Origin of the sequence: Rubritalea marina DSM 17716 (genome assembly GCF_000378105.1) — a bacterium.
Taxonomy (GTDB): domain Bacteria; phylum Verrucomicrobiota; class Verrucomicrobiia; order Verrucomicrobiales; family Akkermansiaceae; genus Rubritalea; species Rubritalea marina.
The window spans coordinates 19,399-35,508 of the sequence record NZ_KB899248.1; the positions used below are offsets into that span (position 1 = coordinate 19,399).

General features: G+C 51.8%; 16 protein-coding genes and 1 tRNA gene. 9 read left to right on the forward strand and 8 right to left on the reverse strand.

From position 1 onward, the window contains the following. Positions 1 to 107: 107 nt before the first annotated feature. The 4 genes from F454_RS13750 to F454_RS0101420 all read left to right on the forward strand — a co-directional run bounded on the left by F454_RS13750 (position 108) and on the right by F454_RS0101420 (position 4,234). Positions 108 to 1,358: a purple acid phosphatase family protein gene (locus F454_RS13750; protein ID WP_018968833.1), complete on the forward strand. Its 1,251-nt coding sequence runs from the start codon at positions 108 to 110 to the stop codon at positions 1,356 to 1,358. A 337-nt stretch (positions 1,359 to 1,695) separates the two neighbouring features. Continuing rightward, complete coding sequence (locus F454_RS0101410) at positions 1,696 to 2,478, forward strand: hypothetical protein (protein WP_156817072.1); 783 nt, start codon at positions 1,696 to 1,698, stop codon at positions 2,476 to 2,478. A 68-nt stretch (positions 2,479 to 2,546) separates the two neighbouring features. After that, entirely contained in the window at positions 2,547 to 3,392 is an 846-nt protein-coding gene (locus tag F454_RS0101415; RefSeq protein WP_018968835.1) for an SMP-30/gluconolactonase/LRE family protein, read from the forward strand. Between the two features lie 56 nt (positions 3,393 to 3,448). Continuing rightward, the gene (locus F454_RS0101420; RefSeq protein WP_018968836.1) at positions 3,449 to 4,234 is read left to right on the forward strand and encodes a thiazole synthase; all 786 of its coding nucleotides are present in this window, start codon (positions 3,449 to 3,451) and stop codon (positions 4,232 to 4,234) included. A 148-nt stretch (positions 4,235 to 4,382) separates the two neighbouring features. Here the strand turns inward: F454_RS0101420 and nirD are convergent, their stop codons facing one another. The 4 genes from nirD to F454_RS0101440 all read right to left on the reverse strand — a co-directional run bounded on the left by nirD (position 4,383) and on the right by F454_RS0101440 (position 9,655). Then, a complete protein-coding gene (nirD, locus tag F454_RS0101425) occupies positions 4,383 to 4,721 on the reverse strand; it encodes a nitrite reductase small subunit NirD (protein ID WP_018968837.1) in 339 nt (112 codons plus the stop codon). A 20-nt stretch (positions 4,722 to 4,741) separates the two neighbouring features. Beyond that, the gene (nirB, locus tag F454_RS0101430) at positions 4,742 to 7,279 is read right to left on the reverse strand and encodes a nitrite reductase large subunit NirB (protein ID WP_033367152.1); all 2,538 of its coding nucleotides are present in this window, start codon (positions 7,277 to 7,279) and stop codon (positions 4,742 to 4,744) included. Between the two features lie 124 nt (positions 7,280 to 7,403). Next, a complete protein-coding gene (locus tag F454_RS0101435; RefSeq protein ID WP_018968839.1) occupies positions 7,404 to 8,642 on the reverse strand; it encodes a hypothetical protein in 1,239 nt (412 codons plus the stop codon). Between the two features lie 80 nt (positions 8,643 to 8,722). Next, positions 8,723 to 9,655 (reverse strand): LysR family transcriptional regulator, encoded by a 933-nt coding sequence (locus F454_RS0101440; protein WP_169334282.1) that lies wholly within the window; start codon positions 9,653 to 9,655, stop codon positions 8,723 to 8,725. A gap of 216 nt (positions 9,656 to 9,871) precedes the next feature. Between F454_RS0101440 and F454_RS0101445 the strand changes: the two genes are divergently transcribed. Continuing rightward, a complete protein-coding gene (locus F454_RS0101445) occupies positions 9,872 to 10,324 on the forward strand; it encodes a Jag family protein (RefSeq protein WP_018968841.1) in 453 nt (150 codons plus the stop codon). A 2-nt stretch (positions 10,325 to 10,326) separates the two neighbouring features. Further along, the gene (locus F454_RS0101450; protein WP_018968842.1) at positions 10,327 to 10,671 is read left to right on the forward strand and encodes an acyl-CoA thioesterase; all 345 of its coding nucleotides are present in this window, start codon (positions 10,327 to 10,329) and stop codon (positions 10,669 to 10,671) included. Here F454_RS0101450 and F454_RS0101455 read toward each other — a convergent pair. Continuing rightward, complete coding sequence (locus F454_RS0101455) at positions 10,668 to 11,930, reverse strand: M48 family metallopeptidase (RefSeq protein ID WP_033367191.1); 1,263 nt, start codon at positions 11,928 to 11,930, stop codon at positions 10,668 to 10,670. The two genes, F454_RS0101450 and F454_RS0101455, sit on opposite strands and share 4 nt — an antisense overlap. 82 nt (positions 11,931 to 12,012) lie before the next feature. Here F454_RS0101455 and F454_RS0101460 point away from each other — a divergent pair, with 82 nt between their 5' ends. Next, positions 12,013 to 12,690, forward strand: coding sequence for a hypothetical protein (locus F454_RS0101460; RefSeq protein ID WP_156817074.1), 678 nt, complete (start codon positions 12,013 to 12,015; stop codon positions 12,688 to 12,690). 6 nt (positions 12,691 to 12,696) lie between these two features. Here the strand turns inward: F454_RS0101460 and F454_RS0101465 are convergent, their stop codons facing one another. Then, positions 12,697 to 13,329 carry a Mic19 family protein gene (locus tag F454_RS0101465; protein WP_156817075.1) on the reverse strand — a complete coding sequence of 211 codons (633 nt, stop codon included), beginning with the start codon at positions 13,327 to 13,329 and terminating at the stop codon, positions 12,697 to 12,699. Between the two features lie 112 nt (positions 13,330 to 13,441). Here F454_RS0101465 and F454_RS13755 point away from each other — a divergent pair, with 112 nt between their 5' ends. Together F454_RS13755 and F454_RS0101475 are read left to right on the forward strand one after the other, a co-directional pair. Further along, a complete protein-coding gene (locus F454_RS13755; RefSeq protein ID WP_018968846.1) occupies positions 13,442 to 14,308 on the forward strand; it encodes an MBL fold metallo-hydrolase in 867 nt (288 codons plus the stop codon). Positions 14,309 to 14,321: 13 nt separating this feature from the next. Further along, positions 14,322 to 14,999: a SprT-like domain-containing protein gene (locus tag F454_RS0101475; RefSeq protein ID WP_018968847.1), complete on the forward strand. Its 678-nt coding sequence runs from the start codon at positions 14,322 to 14,324 to the stop codon at positions 14,997 to 14,999. On the opposite strand, the gene F454_RS0101480 is transcribed toward F454_RS0101475, so the two are convergent. Further along, the gene (locus tag F454_RS0101480; RefSeq protein WP_018968848.1) at positions 14,985 to 15,848 is read right to left on the reverse strand and encodes a Rossmann-like and DUF2520 domain-containing protein; all 864 of its coding nucleotides are present in this window, start codon (positions 15,846 to 15,848) and stop codon (positions 14,985 to 14,987) included. The two genes, F454_RS0101475 and F454_RS0101480, sit on opposite strands and share 15 nt — an antisense overlap. A 103-nt stretch (positions 15,849 to 15,951) precedes the next feature. Next, positions 15,952 to 16,041, reverse strand: a tRNA-Ser gene (locus F454_RS0101485). Between the last annotated feature and the right edge of the window lie 69 nt (positions 16,042 to 16,110).

Genomic DNA, 16,110 nt, shown 5'->3' on the forward strand with positions numbered 1-16,110 from the left:
GTAGGCTGATTTTTCTTATTATGAAAGAATAAATGACTTAGATTCTTAAGAAATTGCAAATTTCTGTCTTTTCAAGACGCAGCCTCTGCAGCAGCTTGTTAGTTATTATGAAAAAGCTACTTTGTGTGGGTCTTCTCGGAACGCTGGTTTGCATGCCATTGGCCATTGCGGCTGAGGTATCTAAGCATCGTTTGATGTGGATGGAAGACCCTTCGTCCGTGGCCACGCTTGGATGGTTCCAGAGCGGTGGTGAAGCTGCGGCAGTGTACTACGGTAGTGAGGACCATGGTGACGAATTTCGCAAGTATTCAGAGCGTATCGAGGCACAGCGTCGTGTGGAGGTTCATGATGGGAGTAACCAATTTGTGACACTCCGCGGGCTCCGTCCAGATACTGAGTATTTTTATGTGGTGGTGCAGGGTGAAGAGGTGAGTCGTAGGCTCAAGTTTCGTACTGCCCCGGCTAAAGCTCAGCCTTTCACATTCATCAATGGTGGAGATTCGCGCAGCAATCGTTGGACGCGCCAAGAGTTGAATAAACTGGTGGCGAAGCTCAAGCCGCTTTGCGTTTCTTTTTCGGGCGACATGGTGAATGTCCCGAGCGATGAGGAATGGGACACTTGGTTCACAGACTGGCAGCTTACCATTGATGAGGATGGGCGCATGGTGCCGATCATCCCGCATCGAGGCAATCATGAGAACAAGCGTGGCGTCATGACCCAGGAATTTGATACCCCCAAAGGGAGCTACTTCTCCTTTAATGTGGCGGGCAATTTGATGCGTTACTACGCGCTGAATTCTGAAATTCCGGCGATGGGTAAGCAAGGTGACTGGCTCAAAGCGGACCTCGAAACCCACGCTGAGCAGGTGAATTTCTTGGTGGCTGGCTACCACAAGCCGATGCGTCCGCATGTGGCCAAGAAGAAGGAAGGGGACAATACCTATCAGTGGGCGGAGCTCTTTTACCAGCATGGGATGGACTTGGTGTTCGAATCAGACTCGCATTGCTTGAAGCGCACGCAGCCGCTCGTCCCGAGTACGAGCGGGGAGGAGGGGTTCATGGCGAAGCCTAATGACGCAAATGCTACCGTGTACTCAGGTGAGGGAAGCTGGGGAGCTCCTTTACGCGAAGCCAATGATGGTAAATCGTGGACTTTAGATTGCGCCATGCTTTATGGGTTTGATTGGGTGCAAGTGAGCCCTGAAAAGATTGCATTGAAGACTGTTGTATTGACGAAATCAGGAGCCGAAGGGATTGATTCGGTACGTCATCTTGGCGACTTCCAATCGCCCCGTGGGCTTGTGGAATGGAATGCCAAGGGGGGCAAGGTGATGGAGATTAATGCCGATAATGACTAAAATTTCACATCTACAATCTTGCTAATAATATGCCAATGATATAGATATCGTGAAATCATATATTTGGTGGATATCGATTACCCTCTGCGAGTTTACCATATGAATTCTGGTACAACCAATCAGTAGAGTGAAAAACCGCAGCAAAAGAGGGGAAGCAAATTCGCTATTGTTCCAAGGCAAGATTTGCCAAGGGGAAGAGAGCAGTCTCAACGACCAATTACGAACGATTTGGACGGTGGTACTGCAGTTGGTAGTCGGCGTCACCTTGCTGAGCAGAGGCTACTTGATTCTCCGATGGGGGAGTCATGTGCGGGGGCTTCTATGGAATGAGGAGAGTATGTCTCCGATCGTGGAAGGCCTTCTGGGGGGGGATTGGCAGCAATACGTGGCGCATTCGGATCAGGCGATCACAGTATTGACGCAAGGAATTGGGGTTGGATTGATGCTAGCTGGGCTGTTGGCCTGTTTTGCTTTCTCTCGCCTGAGAGCGCTTTTGTTGATCGTTCTACCGCTTGCGAGTGTGATCATGTTGATCGATACTTGGAGTAGCTATGTGGATGTCCATCATCAACTGGGAATGTTGGTAGAGCATGCGCTGCAGGTGGGAGTGCCACTGTTGCTGTGGCTGAATCTCGTGTGGCCGTTCAAAGACCGTGTTGCTGGTTGGTTTGCGTGTTTTCTCGTGTTTTGTTGTTTTGCTGGCCACGGTCTCTATGCCGCGGACTTCCATCCAGTACCGGCGCATTTCATCAATATGACGATGGCTATCTTGCCGCTGGACGAGGATGGAGCCCGCAGTTTTTTGATGCTTGCTGGATGGTTGGATTTTGTGGTGGCCTGTGTTGTTTTGTGGATCCCTCCCTTGAGAAAGTTGGGGCTGTACTACATGATTTTCTGGGGTGCCGTGACGGCTCTGGCGCGGCCTTACGTATTCTGCAGTGCCTCACTAGACTGGTACGGACTCGACCGCTGGGGCGCTGAGCTTTTGGTGCGCAGCAGCCACTGGGCGGTACCATTTTTGATTCTTTTGTTATTACCGAGGAAAGGGATGCAAGATAGGCTCAATTTGAAGTTGATGAAACTTGGCTCGGTAACGCAGCGAATCATGAGTAGATCCTGACCAATTCTGCAACGTCATTCTATCAATGCTCACTGGACAAAGTCAGCAGATGCTCGTATGTGAATGGCATGACTGTTGAACCTATAGGAAACTACCGTGCAACCTGGGGTGAAGGCCCAATTTGGTGGGAGGATTCGTTGTTGTATGTAGACATCGAAGCGCACAAGGTGATCAAGTATTCACCATCCACTGGTGAGGAATTGGAAATCCCGGTGGGTGAGCGCGTGGGTACGGTGGTTCCCAGAACATCTGGTGGTTTTTTGATCGCGGGTGACAATGGACTCTATTTTTTAAGTGAAGCAGGCGAGATGCAAGCGATTGCGGATCCCGAGCCAGAAAAGCCAGACAATCGATTCAACGACGGGAAATGCTCGCCTGATGGGCATTTCTTTGCGGGGACAATTTCTTTGGTGAAGAAGACGGGGGATGCGCGACTTTATAAGCTCGATAAGCAGGGTGAACTCTCAGAGGCCTTTGGACCGGTGACGAATTCCAATGGCTTGGCTTGGTCACTCGATGGCAAGACCATGTATTACATCGACACGCCGCGCCGCGAAATTTTGGCATTCGATTACGCCGAGGGCCACTTGAGCAACCTGCGTGAGGTGGTTGACACCAAGCATCTAGATTCCTCGCCAGATGGCATGACGATTGATGCCGAGGGGAAGCTTTGGGTGGCATTTTGTCATGGTGCTTGTGTGGCACGCTTCTGTCCTGAATCCGGCGAAGAACTGAGCCGTGTGGAGATCCCCTGCCTGGAGACTACTGCCTGTGCCTTTGGTGGTGAGAACTTGGATGAGCTTTATGTGACCACTGGCGTGCACAAGTCAGAAGTCGAAGACCACGCTGGCCGATTGTTCCGCATTACGGGGCTAGGTATCCAAGGGGTTCCAGCATTTGCTTACCAAGGGTAAGCGCAACCATCCTTCATTTCAGTCAGAATCATCTGACAACTAAGTATTGAGCATCCATGACTAATCAACCACTCGTAATCGCTGATCGTAGCTTTGAATCACGCCTCATGACAGGTACTGGGAAATTTCCTTCTAACCTGATGATGCGGGAGGCACTGGATGCCTCAGGCACCGAGATTGTCACGGTGGCATTGCGCCGTGCTGACCTCAGTGGCGGGAATGATCCATATGCAAATATTCTAGAATTCATTGATCCCGAGAGGTACTTGCTGTTGCCCAACACGAGTGGTGCAATGGATGCTGAGGAAGCAGTGCGTTTGGCTCGTCTTGCAGTGGCTGCTGGGCTGCCGAAGTGGGTGAAGCTAGAGATTCACCCGGATCCGACCTACCTACTTCCAGATCCGATCGAGACCTTGAAAGCAGCTGAGGTGTTGGTGAAGGAAGGCTTCACGGTGCTACCCTATATCAATGCTGACCCAGTCTTGGCGAAGCGCTTGCAGGAGGTGGGTACTGCCGCAGTGATGCCACTCGGGGCGCCGATTGGTTCAAACAAGGGAGTGGTTACTCGCGACCAGATTCAAATCATTGTGGACCAAGCGACTGTGCCAGTGGTGGTGGATGCTGGTATAGGGGCACCATCACACGCAGCCGAGGCGATGGAGCTCGGTGCTGATGCTGTTTTGGTGAATACTGCGATTGCGATTGCCAGTGATCCCGTTCGTATGGGGCTGGCCTTTAAGCATGCTGTAGAGGCGGGTCGCGCAGCCTATGAGATGGGATTACCTGAAGTTTGCAATACTGCTTCAGCCACTAGCCCGCTCACAGGATTTCTTCAGAGCTAATTTAGGAAGAAGGATTCTTTGTGCAACAAACGGCCAAGGTGGAAACCTTGGCCGTTTTTCGTCTCCTGCCGAGAGAGTAGAAGCATAACGGGCGATCAGTAGGGCTGATCGCCCGTCCACTAATAATACAACAGTTTTATGTTCGTTCTTATGCTTCGATAAGGAGTTCGCCGTCTACTTCTTTGACTGGGAATGTCTCTAGGCTGAACTGATCGTCCGTGAGGCATGCTCCAGTGTCCAAAGCGTAGCGGTATTTGTGGAGTGGGCAAATGACGATTGGTGTGCCATCGGCATCGCCAGTGAGCCCACGCGCTAGAACCATGCGTTGGTTCTGTGGGTTGAAGTTTTGGACTGCGTACCACTTTTGTTCGGTAGAGAGGTGGAAGATGGCGATTTGTTTGCCACCTACCTTGACGCAGCCACCGAGATGCAGTGGGAAGTTGGAGCTTGGTCCCACGTTTGTCCAAGTTGTTTCTTTAGTGATCATAGTACGTTCTAAAGTTTGAGTTATGCGTTAGCGAGTTCACCAGATTCTTTTTCATCTGATTCGTTGAGGCGAGCGGGGCAGATCTGGCCACGTAGGTCGACGAATTCGACGGTTTCATCGACATCGTCCGTGTTTTGGAAGTGCTTGAAGCGCTTGAGTTTCTCTGGGTCTTCAATAGCATTCTTCCACTCACACTCATAGTTGTCTACGAGGAGCTGCATTTGAGCTTCAAGTTCATCGCAGATGCCAAGTGAATCGTTGATGACTACGTCTTGGAGGTGCTTGAGGCCGCCTTCGAGTTTGGTCATCCAGGTGGAGGTACGTTCGAGTCTGTCCGCAGTCTTGATGTAGTACATGAGGAAGCGGTCGATGTACTTGATGAGGGTTTCGCGGTCGAGGTCGGTAGCGAAGAGGTCTGCGTGGCGTGGCACGATGCCGCCGTTACCACAGACGTAGAGGTTCCATCCCTTTTCCGTGGCGATGACGCCGAAGTCTTTCGATTGTGCTTCAGCACACTCGCGGGTACAGCCAGATACGGCGGACTTGAGTTTGTGTGGTGAGCGAATACCGCGGTAGCGTTTTTCGAGATCGATGGCGAGGGTGGTTGAGTCCTGCACTCCGAAGCGACACCAAGTTGAGCCCACACAGGACTTGACGGTACGTAGGGCCTTGCCGTAGGCGTGGCCTGATTCGAAGCCTGCATCGATGAGTTCTTTCCAGATATCAGGAAGCTGGTGAGCGCGTGCTCCGAGAAGGTCGATACGTTGGCCGCCAGTAAGCTTCATGTAGAGGTTGTACTTCTTGGCAACTTCGCCGATGACGATGAGCTTGTCTGGGGTGATTTCACCACCAGGAATACGTGGAATCACCGAGTAGGTGCCATCCTGTTGGATGTTTGCGAGGAAGGCATCATTCGTGTCCTGAAGTGGTCGTGAGCTATTGAGGATTGGGTCATTGTAGACCGAGGCAAAGACAGATGCCGCAGCGGGCTTACAAATCTCACAACCCATGCCCCCTTTGCCGTGTCTTCCGAGTAGTTCGTCGAAGGTTTTGATCCCTGTTGCGCGGACGACTTGGTACATTTCTTGGCGAGACATTTCAAAGTGCTCACATAGGTGATCGTTCACCTCGGCACCCATTTCCTTCATCTTGGTTTTGAAGAGGTCAGTCATGAGTGGCACACAGCCACCGCAACCAGTACCAGCTTTGGTGCAGGCCTTGAGTTCACCTACAGAGGTGCAGCCATTTTCGATGGCGCTACAGATGGTGCCCTTGGTGACTGCCTCACAGGAACAGATTTGAGCGGAGTCTGGGAGGTCGCCCACACCAGCTCCAACGGGTTCGCCATCGGATGCTGGAAGGATGAGCTGCAACGGGTCACCTTTGATTTCCATCTCATTGATGTACATCTGGTGGAGTGAGCCATAGGCGCTGGCATCACCTACGAGGATGCCGCCGAGGAGTTTCTTACCGTCCTCGCTGACGACGAGTTTCTTGAACTGTTTGGTGTGGTTGTCGTTGACCACGATTTCGCGTGCATTGGAGCCCTCTGGAGCTTCAATGGAGCCAAAGCTGGCGACATCCGTACCGATGAGTTTGAGCTTGGTGGACATGTCAGCTCCGGTGAAGGTGGCTTCACGGCCCATGAGGAGTTCGCCAACAACGTCCGCCATCTGGTAGCCAGGAGCAACAAGGCCATAGATCATGCCTTCGTAGAGAGCGCATTCACCAATAGCAAAAATGTTGGGATCGCTGGTGAGGAGGTAGCTATCGACTTCGATACCACCGCGCGGCCCCACGGTGAGATCAAATTCGCGAGCGAGCTCATCACGTGGACGAATGCCTGCAGAGACGATGATCATGTCTACCCTGAGGCTTGTTTCATCTGCAAATTGCATGGCTTCCACCGACTTATCACCTGTGATGCAGGAGGTGGATTTGCTGAGGTGTACCTTGATGCCGCGGTCCTCGATGATGCCCTTGAGTAGCAGGCCTGCTTGATTGTCGAGCTGACGTGGCATGAGGCGTGGGGCAAATTCTACCACGTGAGTTTCCATGCCGAGATCTTGCGCTGCTTTGGCTGCTTCTAGACCGAGTAGGCCACCACCGATGACAGCACAGCTTTTTGCTTGCTTGGCAAATGCCTGCATGTCGTCGAGGTCTTCGATGGTACGGTAGACAAACACACCTTCTTTGTCGATGCCGGGAACTGGTGGTACAAACGGTGCGGATCCTGTGGCGAGCACGAGCTTGTCGTATTCAAGAACTTTACCTTGGGAGCTGGTGACTGTCTTGTTTTCTTTGTCGATGCTGACCACCTTGTCGTTGATGTGGAGTTCTACATCATTTTCTTGGTACCAGGAAAAGTGGGTCATGCTGAGGTCTTCAGCAGTTTTGCCAGTGAAGTATTCGGAAAGGTGCACACGGTCGTATGCAGGGCGAGGCTCCTCGCAGAACGTCACGATCTGGAATTCCTTTTCAGTGTCTTTTTCTACAAGCCTTTCACAGAACTTGTATCCGACCATGCCGTTTCCTACTACGATAACTCTTTTTTTCATAAAACTGTGTGTTGGTGTTGGCTCTTACTCAGCATGGGGCGTGCCACAAATAGAAACGGTGCATGAACTGAGTTCATGCACCGTTTGAGTTGAGTTAATCAATCTGAGTCGTTGAGATCAGTGATTAGAAGGTGTAGTTGAGTTCAACAGAGAACTGAGAAACGTTGTTGCTGAACTTGTTGGTAGCGTCGTTGTCTCCAAAGAAGTAGGCGTACTTTGCCACTGCCTTGATGTCGTCGGTAAGCTTCTTAGCAGCTACTGCGTCGAATTCAAAACCGTAGAACTGGTCCACATCTTTGTCCCAGAATCCGTGAACGAATCCCTTGAGTGCTACGCCGCCAGGTACCTTGGTGCCAACCATTGCGTAGAGGTCTGTTAGACCATCCCACTGAGCGGAACCAGAAGTGAGACCAAGACGGTCTGCGATGAATACGTCAGCGAAACCGTTGTATGCGTGCACTGTGGCAAGAGGAGTGACTGTGTCTTTGCCGAGGTACTCAGCACCGAGCTTGTAGCTTACCTTGCCAACTTTGTTGCCGTAGAAGAGGTGACCGTAGTAGTCCTCATAGCTCGCTTGGTTGCCAGCTTCTGTTTGGTAAGCGAACTCTGTGTGGAGCTTGCCGCCACCGAGACCGAAGTCAAATGCACCACCGTAGGTGTTGCTGCTTGCACGGGCGAACTGCTGCTCGGAGAAATCCATGAGGTATCCGTATGCAGTGAACTTGTGGTCTCCGAACTTGTAGGAACCATTCAAGAGGTGTGCATCGCCTTTGAGGGCTCTGACAGCACCGAGTGCGTCAGCACCGAAGATGCGGTTCACACGGCTAGCGTATGCGTATTTGAAGGTGAATGCGTCGCGCTTGTAGTCGAGGAGACCTGCGTCGAGTGTTTGTTCGTTCTGTCTCCAACCAACGTTACCGATGAAGGCTGCCTTGTCGTAAATGACGCGCTGACGACCAACACGGAGAAGAGCGCCGTGGCCTTTGTACTGACCGTAGAGCTGGTTGAGCTCGTTGTTTTCAGGGTCAGCGATTGGCGTGTTGCCTGCTGTGTATGGAGAGAGGATTGCGGATTGCGGGGTACCTACTTGGTAGTCATCGATGAATGCAAGTGTGTGCTCAGACTCAACGTAAGCTGCGAAGCCTTCGTCTTTACCTACTTGGAAACCAGGGCGTACGCGAACGGTACCTGCCCATGAGTTATCGAGACCTTGTTGGTTGCGTTGTTCGATACGTGCACGAGCACTGAACTTAAACTTGTACCATGGCTCTTCAGCGGATGGTGCTTCAACAACTGGTGCTGGACCAGCAATTGCAGATGTCTGGAGAGCAGCTGCTAGTGGTAGTAGTATGTGTTTTTTCATAGCAATTGAGTTGGTAACAATTGTTGTGCCAAGTTTTGGCTTGGTTGATTACTTTAAAGGGAGTCAGTGATGAGTTGGATTCATGCGTGGTTTAGTTCACGTCCTTTATGAATCGCATTATTCAGTTCTTCGCGGCAGATGGTGATGAATTCTTCTTCGGGAAGTGAGAAGGTTTTGCCGCTGTTAGAGAAGACGCCCCAGTTCCGCTTGGGGGCAGGTGATGAGATCGTGTGTGCGACGAGTTTGCCTTCTCCTAGTTCCTTGCGGGCAACCCATGGTGGGATGATGCCGACGCCGAGACCATTTTGTGTCATTTCCTTAATGGCTTCCATATTCCCCAGTGTGAGGGGGTGGCGGTATTTCACGGTGTTGTCGTGAAAGTGCTTGGTGATGAGGCGCATGGTTTCACTCTCAGCACTGTAGGCGATGAGTCGGATATCGGTGAGGGAGCCGCCGCGGTTGGTCTGGGTGCTCACCCAATCGTGGTCTGGGGCTGTGATGAAACACAATGAATCTTCTGCGAGCGGGGTGAAGATGAAGTTGTTGTCGCTTGGAGCTAAGTGGATACCGATTGCGAGGTCGAGGCGGCCATGGGCTAGTTTCTTTTGCATTTCCAGTGTGTCACCTAGGTCGATGGTGACTTCGCACTTCGGGTGTTTCTTGGCGAAGCGCTTGAGTACCTGAGGCATGACGTACTGACAGATCGTGTCTGAGGCCCCGACTCGGATTGAAGTGTAGCCCCAGTGCTTGAGTGTTTCGATCTTGGTGATGGAGGTTTCGAGTTCGTTGATCACGCGGCGAGCGTGGTGTAAAAAGACTTCACCGTAGGGAGTGAGGGTGATGCGTTTGCCCATGCGCTGGATCAACTCGCAGTCGAGCTGCTTTTCAAGTGATTTGATTGAATGTGATACTGCCGACTGGGTGATGAAGTTTTTATTTGCTGCAGCAGTGAATGAGCGTGTCTCTTCGAGTGCGATAAAGATCTTAAGTTGGCGTATTTCTGGTAAGTTCATGGCTGGCGTGATGAGATGAATGGAATTCATTTCATAGGAGCAGGAAGCGTACCATGTCTTGTAAATGAATGTTCCTCATTCTTTGCTTGCCGATTCCTTTCTGGTGACACCGCTGGTGGTCAGTGATGCTTCGATGAGGAGGATTGTTTCATGCGGGGCGTTAAAATTGGTGAAATAATTTTGACCTCCGCAGCGATAGAATTTAGCTTAGCCAGCATGACTTGGGAGGATGCCGCAGAAAAAATTCTAGTGACGATGCTTGGCCATTTGGGATTTGAGGTGGGAGTGAAGCGCGAGCAGGGAGATGATGGCCTCTGCCTGCAAGTGGTGTACGAGGATTCCAAGTTGATCATCGGACGCAATGGTGACCGCCTCGAAGACCTACAATACCTACTCAACCGCACGCTCAATAAACATTATCCAGATGCCCCGCGAGTGAAGGTAGATTGTGATAACTACCGCAGTGAACAAGAAGCAAAGCTGATAGAGAAAGCTAGAGAATTGGCTGTGCGTGTGGCGTCTACAGGCAAGTCAGCGCGCACGCGTCCACTGAATGCGTACTACCGCCGCGTGGTGCACAACGCATTGACAGATATCGAGGGGGTTGCGACTCAGAGCCCGAAGAGTGATGCGCGCTATAAGCGCATTGAAATAACACCGCAATCGTAAATATGGAAACTCACCGACTTGTCCTCACTGAGGACCTCAATCAATATGGGTTTCTATTCGGTGGGCGCTTATTGAGCTGGGCGGATGAGCTTGGCTATATTGCGGCAAGCAACGACTTTCCCGATGCCAACTTTGTGACCATAGGTATGGGTGAGGTGGCCTTTAAGAAGCCGGTGAAGAATGGAGCGATTTTGTGTCTCAAGGCTGTGCAGAGCAAGCGTGGTACGACATCGGTAAGTTATGAGATCAGCGTCACGGCTGGGCAGTCTACCGAACAAATCTTCTCTACGGACATTTCCTTTGTGAATGTGTATGCCAATGGGCAGAAGCGCGCGTTGAGTCATTAGGGGAATTTGAGAGCGCGCAATGCGTTGATGCGCACGAGCATGGGCGGGTGTGAGTATTCCATGAAGACCACCATGGGGTGCGGGGTGAGGTTCACCAAATTGTCTGCGGAAAGTTTTTTCAGTGAGTCGATCAAGTACTCTGAGCTGCCTTGGGCATTGGCGGCGTATGCATCAGCTTCAAACTCATGTTTCCTGCTGCTCATGTTGGCAAAGATGCTAAGAAGTGATTGTACCGGAGCGAAGAGGATGAAGAAGATGACCAAGCCTGCGTATGGGGTCACGTCATCGATGTAGAAGCTATGAAAAATGGTTTGTGCGATCGCGCTATCTGGATCGGTGACGAGGCCAATTAGAAAGAAGATGGCTGCCGTCTGGATGATTCCAGTGATGAGCCTCTGGATGATGTGCTTGCATTTGAAGTGGCCAATTTCGTGTGCGAGAATGCCCACCAAGCCTTGAGTGCTGTGGCCCTCGATCAGGGTGTCGAATAGCGCGATTTTTTTGTTCTTACCGAAGCCAGTGAAGAAGGCGTTGGATTTTGTGGATCGCTTGGAGCCGTCCATGACGTGGATTTCGGTGAGTGGGAATTCACATTTCTTGGCCACCTCATTGATGGCAGACTTGAGTTCCCCATCAGGCATGGGTTCGAATGTATTAAAGAGTGGTAGGATGTAGGTTGGTGCGAGATAGGTGAGTAGCAGCTGGATGGCCGTCAGCGTGATCCATGCCCAGAGCCAGGCGTGCTCTACAGAATTGAAAATCCAGAGGATGGCAGCCAAGATCGGGATGCCGATCAGAAGTGAAAGCGTAGCGCCTTTAACCTGGTCGATGATGAATGTCTTTGCTGTCGTTTTGTTGAAGCCGAACTTCGCCTCGATCACGAAGGTGGAGTAGACCTTGAAGGGTAGATTGAGAATCATCTGGCCGAAGCCTAATAGGCCGATGTAGCAAAGACCGGTAACGAGGGAGCTAAGCTCATAGCCGCGGAGGAACTGATCGAGCCAGCCAAAGCCGCCACTGAACCAGAAGCCAAGGGTGAGGGCCAAACTAAAGCTGGATTCGATTAAGTGAAAGCGAGAATTGGTACGCGTGTACTCTTGTGACTTGGCGTATTTTTCCTGAGTGAAGACTTCGTTGAACTCGTCAGGCAGCTCAGGCTTTAGCGCTTTGAGGTTGAGCAAAGTGGCTGCAAGATCGATTTTCCAAAGTAAAAAAAGAACGAGGGCGATGATGAGTCCCAGAAGATTATCCATGGACATGAGTAGTGGGACTTCACTGCCACTCTGGCAAGCCAGAAAATCAGGAGTTGGCATGTGCAAAATTCGTGCTAGCAAGGAGGGCATGATTTCACGATTCCTCATTCTTGTGATGCTTGCTGGATTGGCAAGTTGTGCCCAGCAAGTCGATCAGTCGCCACAATCACCCGGGCAGGCCTATCAACGGTCTCCAGAGGTAGAGCTCAATGGTGCGAAGGTGTATAGCGAAGTCTTGGCTCTGCGTGGCGAGGCTGCAACACACATGGCTCAGCTAGTCTATCGTTCGTCGCAGGCAGAATTCCAGGGCCCCATGCGCTGGCGCTTTGTGGCGGAAGGCCAGCAAGGTGAGCAGGTGACGATGCAGGTGAAGCAGGTGCAAATTGAAACTGAGGAATCAGGTCGTAAGGTGGTGATCCATGCTGATGGCTTGGGCGGTGTGCGTCCATTTGCGATGGAGAAAATCCGTAAACCCTCGACTCGGAAACGTGCTGGTAGGCTGAAAAGTCAGCGAGTGAAGAAGCTTGAGGAACCTGTCGAATTGCCTGATCCGCGCTGGATGGCAAGCTTCGAAATACCTTCGGTGCTGCAGCTCTTCCCTGCTGCGGATGGGCGCATTACCGTGGCTGCCAAGATTCAAGTATCGAGTGCTGACTACTCGGAGACTGAGTGGGTCAATTTTGCCTTGTTACCCGAAAAAAATACGACGAAACCGTTGAAGTTTCGTCGTACGATGATCGAGTATGATGGTGTGCCAATCGATTAAGCCAGCCTAGAGCGGCGGGAGAATAAGCTCATCACCTGGTTGGATGTCGATCGTGCCACCGAAAAAGGAGCCGGGCACGGGATCGGCGACACCTTGGTTGCGGTCGATCATGCCCACCGTGATGCGGCCGATGATTCCAGCATTGCGGCGGATACCGAGGACATCGCCAGAATTGACGTTGCCAACGCGGTCGATCTGGATGCCAATGATTTTGTTGACGTTGTCATACTCGGTGACACGCGCCATCACTAGGGCTGACTTGATGAGCTGACCTCGGCGGTCAGGCTTTTTTGGTTCGTGGGTGCTGAGAGCGTCTTCGATAACTGCCACGGCTTGCTCTTCAATCAGGTCTTGAGCCTCTTTCAGTTGTTTAAGCTCGGCGCGGACGCGTTCGAGTTCTGCCACATTTTCATCTGATTTAGCCACTGATGCTGTGCTGGGTGTTGAGGCTGCTAAAGGGAGTGTGATCGTCTGCATCGGGGCGTTCTGTAGCGCTGATTCAAGCTGGGAAAGCCGTGTTTCTAATTGTTGGATCTGCGCGTCAGTCGAGGCTCCGTTGTTTGAGGAAATAGGGCCTCTAGCTGACAGCAAAAAACCGGCGATGAGCAGTGCGCAAGTCGCACCGATGATCACATTCATGATATTCATACAAGGAGATGTAGTCTATTTCAGGATCTGAGAAAGCGAAAAATGTGGGAAAACGAATGTCGTTAGACAATTCCTTAGAATCTGGCTTGAGAGGAACTGATGAATGGCTATTCTGATTGCAGTGAAGATGCGGATGGCAGTGTTAGGGAGTGGTAGTGGCGGCAATGCAACGTTACTTGATTGCGGTAAGTCCATGATTCTTATTGATGCTGGATTGTCCGCCAAGCAATTGGTTGTCAGGATGGAGGCGATGGGAGTGGCTCCAGATTCACTCAGCGCGATTTTACTCACCCACGAGCACAGCGACCATGCGCGTGGCTTGGATGTTTTTTTACGCAAACGTAAAGTCCCAGTGTATGTGAATGCGATGACCAAAGAAGCGCTTCAATGGGGGATGAAAAGTGACGTTGATTGGAAGGTGTTCCAGACTGGCACGGATTTCCAGCTGGCAGAGCTCACGGTGCATCCTTTTCCGATCCCTCACGATGCGGCCGAACCTGTGGGCTTCACGGTGCACGCTGGTGAAACAAAGTTTGGCCTGGTGACAGATGTGGGCTACGTGACTGAGGCGATGCGAGTTTACCTCAAGCAAGCTCATGGATTGTTTGTCGAGGCCAATTACGATGAAGGTCTTCTTGAAGCTGATACCAAGCGACCTTGGTCGACCAAACAACGAATCGCTTCGCGCCACGGCCACCTCTCGAATGTCCAGGCTGGGGAATTGATTGCTGAGGTGGGATGCTCGCTGCTAGAGCAAGTGGTGTTGGGACACCTTAGTAGCGACTGCAACACAGCTCAGCATGCGACCCAAACGATTGGGGATCTCCTAGGCAATGTGGGGCTTCAAGGTGTGAACTTAGCTTGTGCCAATCAAGAGGAACCCACTGATTGGATAGAGTTTGGCGTGATGCCACGTCGCTCTGCCGCGGTGCTGGACGGTGCCCCACTTCAGCAAACTGAACTCTTTTAGCACGCATTCTCGAATGGCATCCGACCATACAGCAGCCTACGCCGTCTTCCAGCAGGCTTATGATCATTTTAATAAGCACCTCTTTGAGGGCGCTTTACCCGGTGTGGTGATCACATTGCAGCGCAAATCACACACTGTGGGGATGTACCGACGCGCTAGCTTTGAGCAGCGTGGTGTCCATGGACAGCGGCTGGATGAGATTGCGATCAACCCCGACGCCTATGTTGGGCTTCCCGATATTGAGGTGTGGCAGGCATTGGTGCACGAGATGTGCCACCAATGGCAGTTCCGCTTTGGGAAACCCTCACGCAAGAGCTACCACAATCGTGAGTGGGCCAGAAAGATGGAAGCAGTCGGGCTGATTCCATCATCCACAGGGGAGCCAGGCGGAGCGAAGGTAGGGCAGACGATGTACGACTATGTGGCGGACGAAGGGCTCTTCAGAGAATCAGTCATCGGACTGCGTAAGCTTGGCGTGGTGTTAACCATTCAGTCTTCTGATCAGGGTGCCCAAGTGGCGCGCACTGAGACGAGCAAACGCCGTGAGCTCGAGCTGCGTGAGGCTGGGCTGCGAAAGAATCGTTCGAACAGAGTGAAGTATTCTTGCCTAAGCTGTGGCATGAATGCCTGGGGAAAGCCTGAATTGAATCTTGTCTGCGGTGATTGTTCTCAGCCCTTAGTCGCGGTCTAGCAAGCTCTCGATTGCTATCAGCTGCGACGGACTTGCTGTTCCCTGAGACTGGCTGATGGGAAGAGTAGCTTTTGCTAGAATGTGATAGAGTGGTAGCAGCGACGGCGCTAGGAGCTGGAGTGACTCAAGATGTTTGGCCACCGTGTCATGATCACCTCGGGCGATTGGTCCTGTGAGTGCGCTGCTTGGGCTACCTTGCATGAGATTGTTGAGCGTTGCTTGCATGATGGGCCCTAGAATCTGCATGTGTTGTTTGGCTTCGATATCACATTGTTTCAGTAGCGAACTGCTAGTGGCTGCTAGAGTGGTGAGGTAGTTACAAGCCATCACGCCTGCTAGATGATAGAGTACTTTGTGTTCTCGGGCGATGGGGATTGCTTCGAAGCCAATCGCATGGAAGGCATTACTGAGTCTCTCAGAATCTTGTCCCTCGATGGCGCAGTAGGTATTGGCGAAGTTTTGGTCGAGTGGTGCTTGAAATGTCATCATGGGGTGGACACTGCTTAGCTGCACACCAAGTGGTGATAGCGCTTCGAGCTCAGAGCTGTCGAGTGCACCACTGAGGTGGAAGACTGAATCGTTCGCTCGCAGCACCTTGCTGTGTGCTAATTGCTGTGCCACGGCGGCAATTTGATCATCAGGAGTGGCGATCATCCACAGTTTGGCAGCTTGCATGGACCGCATGTCGCTCGTGAGTGCTCCGGAGCCTATGTGTTGGAGTGCTTGCTCTCCGCGTTGGCTTTGAGGCCTATGATAGATGTCTCCGATCTCTAGCAATGAGGCTGCATGCCACTGCCTAGCCAGCGACTGAGCGACATTGCCAGCCCCAATGATGTTCAAGCGATCCATGTTGCGATGTTAGGGACGAGCGATAAAAAAAGCGAGTGATTAAGCCCAGAGATCCACACGTGGAGAAAACAAAAAAGCGACCCGAGCTGGGTCGCTTTTTTAATGGCAGAGGGGGAGGGATTCGAACCCTCGAAGGGCGTTAACCCTTGCCGGTTTTCAAGACCGGTGCATTCAACCGCTCTGCCACCCCTCCGTGTGCAATTTGGTTGCGCGCAAAGAACAACGTATTGGCATGGATTTTGCAAGTAAACAGTTGAAGTTT

Excerpts from the sequence above, each read along its gene's own strand:
- F454_RS0101480 (WP_018968848.1), bottom strand. The coding sequence starts at position 15,848 with ATGGATCGCTTGAACATCATTGGGGCTGGCAATGTCGCTCAGTCGCTG.
- F454_RS0101415 (WP_018968835.1), top strand. The coding sequence starts at position 2,547 with ATGACTGTTGAACCTATAGGAAACTACCGTGCAACCTGGGGTGAAGGC.
- F454_RS0101435 (WP_018968839.1), bottom strand. The coding sequence starts at position 8,642 with ATGAAAAAACACATACTACTACCACTAGCAGCTGCTCTCCAGACATCT.
- nirB (WP_033367152.1), bottom strand. The coding sequence starts at position 7,279 with ATGAAAAAAAGAGTTATCGTAGTAGGAAACGGCATGGTCGGATACAAG.
- nirD (WP_018968837.1), bottom strand. The coding sequence starts at position 4,721 with ATGATCACTAAAGAAACAACTTGGACAAACGTGGGACCAAGCTCCAAC.
- F454_RS0101440 (WP_169334282.1), bottom strand. The coding sequence starts at position 9,655 with ATGAACTTACCAGAAATACGCCAACTTAAGATCTTTATCGCACTCGAA.
- F454_RS13750 (WP_018968833.1), top strand. The coding sequence starts at position 108 with ATGAAAAAGCTACTTTGTGTGGGTCTTCTCGGAACGCTGGTTTGCATG.
- F454_RS0101420 (WP_018968836.1), top strand. The coding sequence starts at position 3,449 with ATGACTAATCAACCACTCGTAATCGCTGATCGTAGCTTTGAATCACGC.
- F454_RS0101465 (WP_156817075.1), bottom strand. The coding sequence starts at position 13,329 with ATGAATGTGATCATCGGTGCGACTTGCGCACTGCTCATCGCCGGTTTT.
- F454_RS0101410 (WP_156817072.1), top strand. The coding sequence starts at position 1,696 with ATGTCTCCGATCGTGGAAGGCCTTCTGGGGGGGGATTGGCAGCAATAC.
- F454_RS0101445 (WP_018968841.1), top strand. The coding sequence starts at position 9,872 with ATGACTTGGGAGGATGCCGCAGAAAAAATTCTAGTGACGATGCTTGGC.
- F454_RS0101475 (WP_018968847.1), top strand. The coding sequence starts at position 14,322 with ATGGCATCCGACCATACAGCAGCCTACGCCGTCTTCCAGCAGGCTTAT.
- F454_RS0101450 (WP_018968842.1), top strand. The coding sequence starts at position 10,327 with ATGGAAACTCACCGACTTGTCCTCACTGAGGACCTCAATCAATATGGG.
- F454_RS13755 (WP_018968846.1), top strand. The coding sequence starts at position 13,442 with ATGGCTATTCTGATTGCAGTGAAGATGCGGATGGCAGTGTTAGGGAGT.
- F454_RS0101455 (WP_033367191.1), bottom strand. The coding sequence starts at position 11,930 with ATGTCCATGGATAATCTTCTGGGACTCATCATCGCCCTCGTTCTTTTT.
- F454_RS0101460 (WP_156817074.1), top strand. The coding sequence starts at position 12,013 with ATGATTTCACGATTCCTCATTCTTGTGATGCTTGCTGGATTGGCAAGT.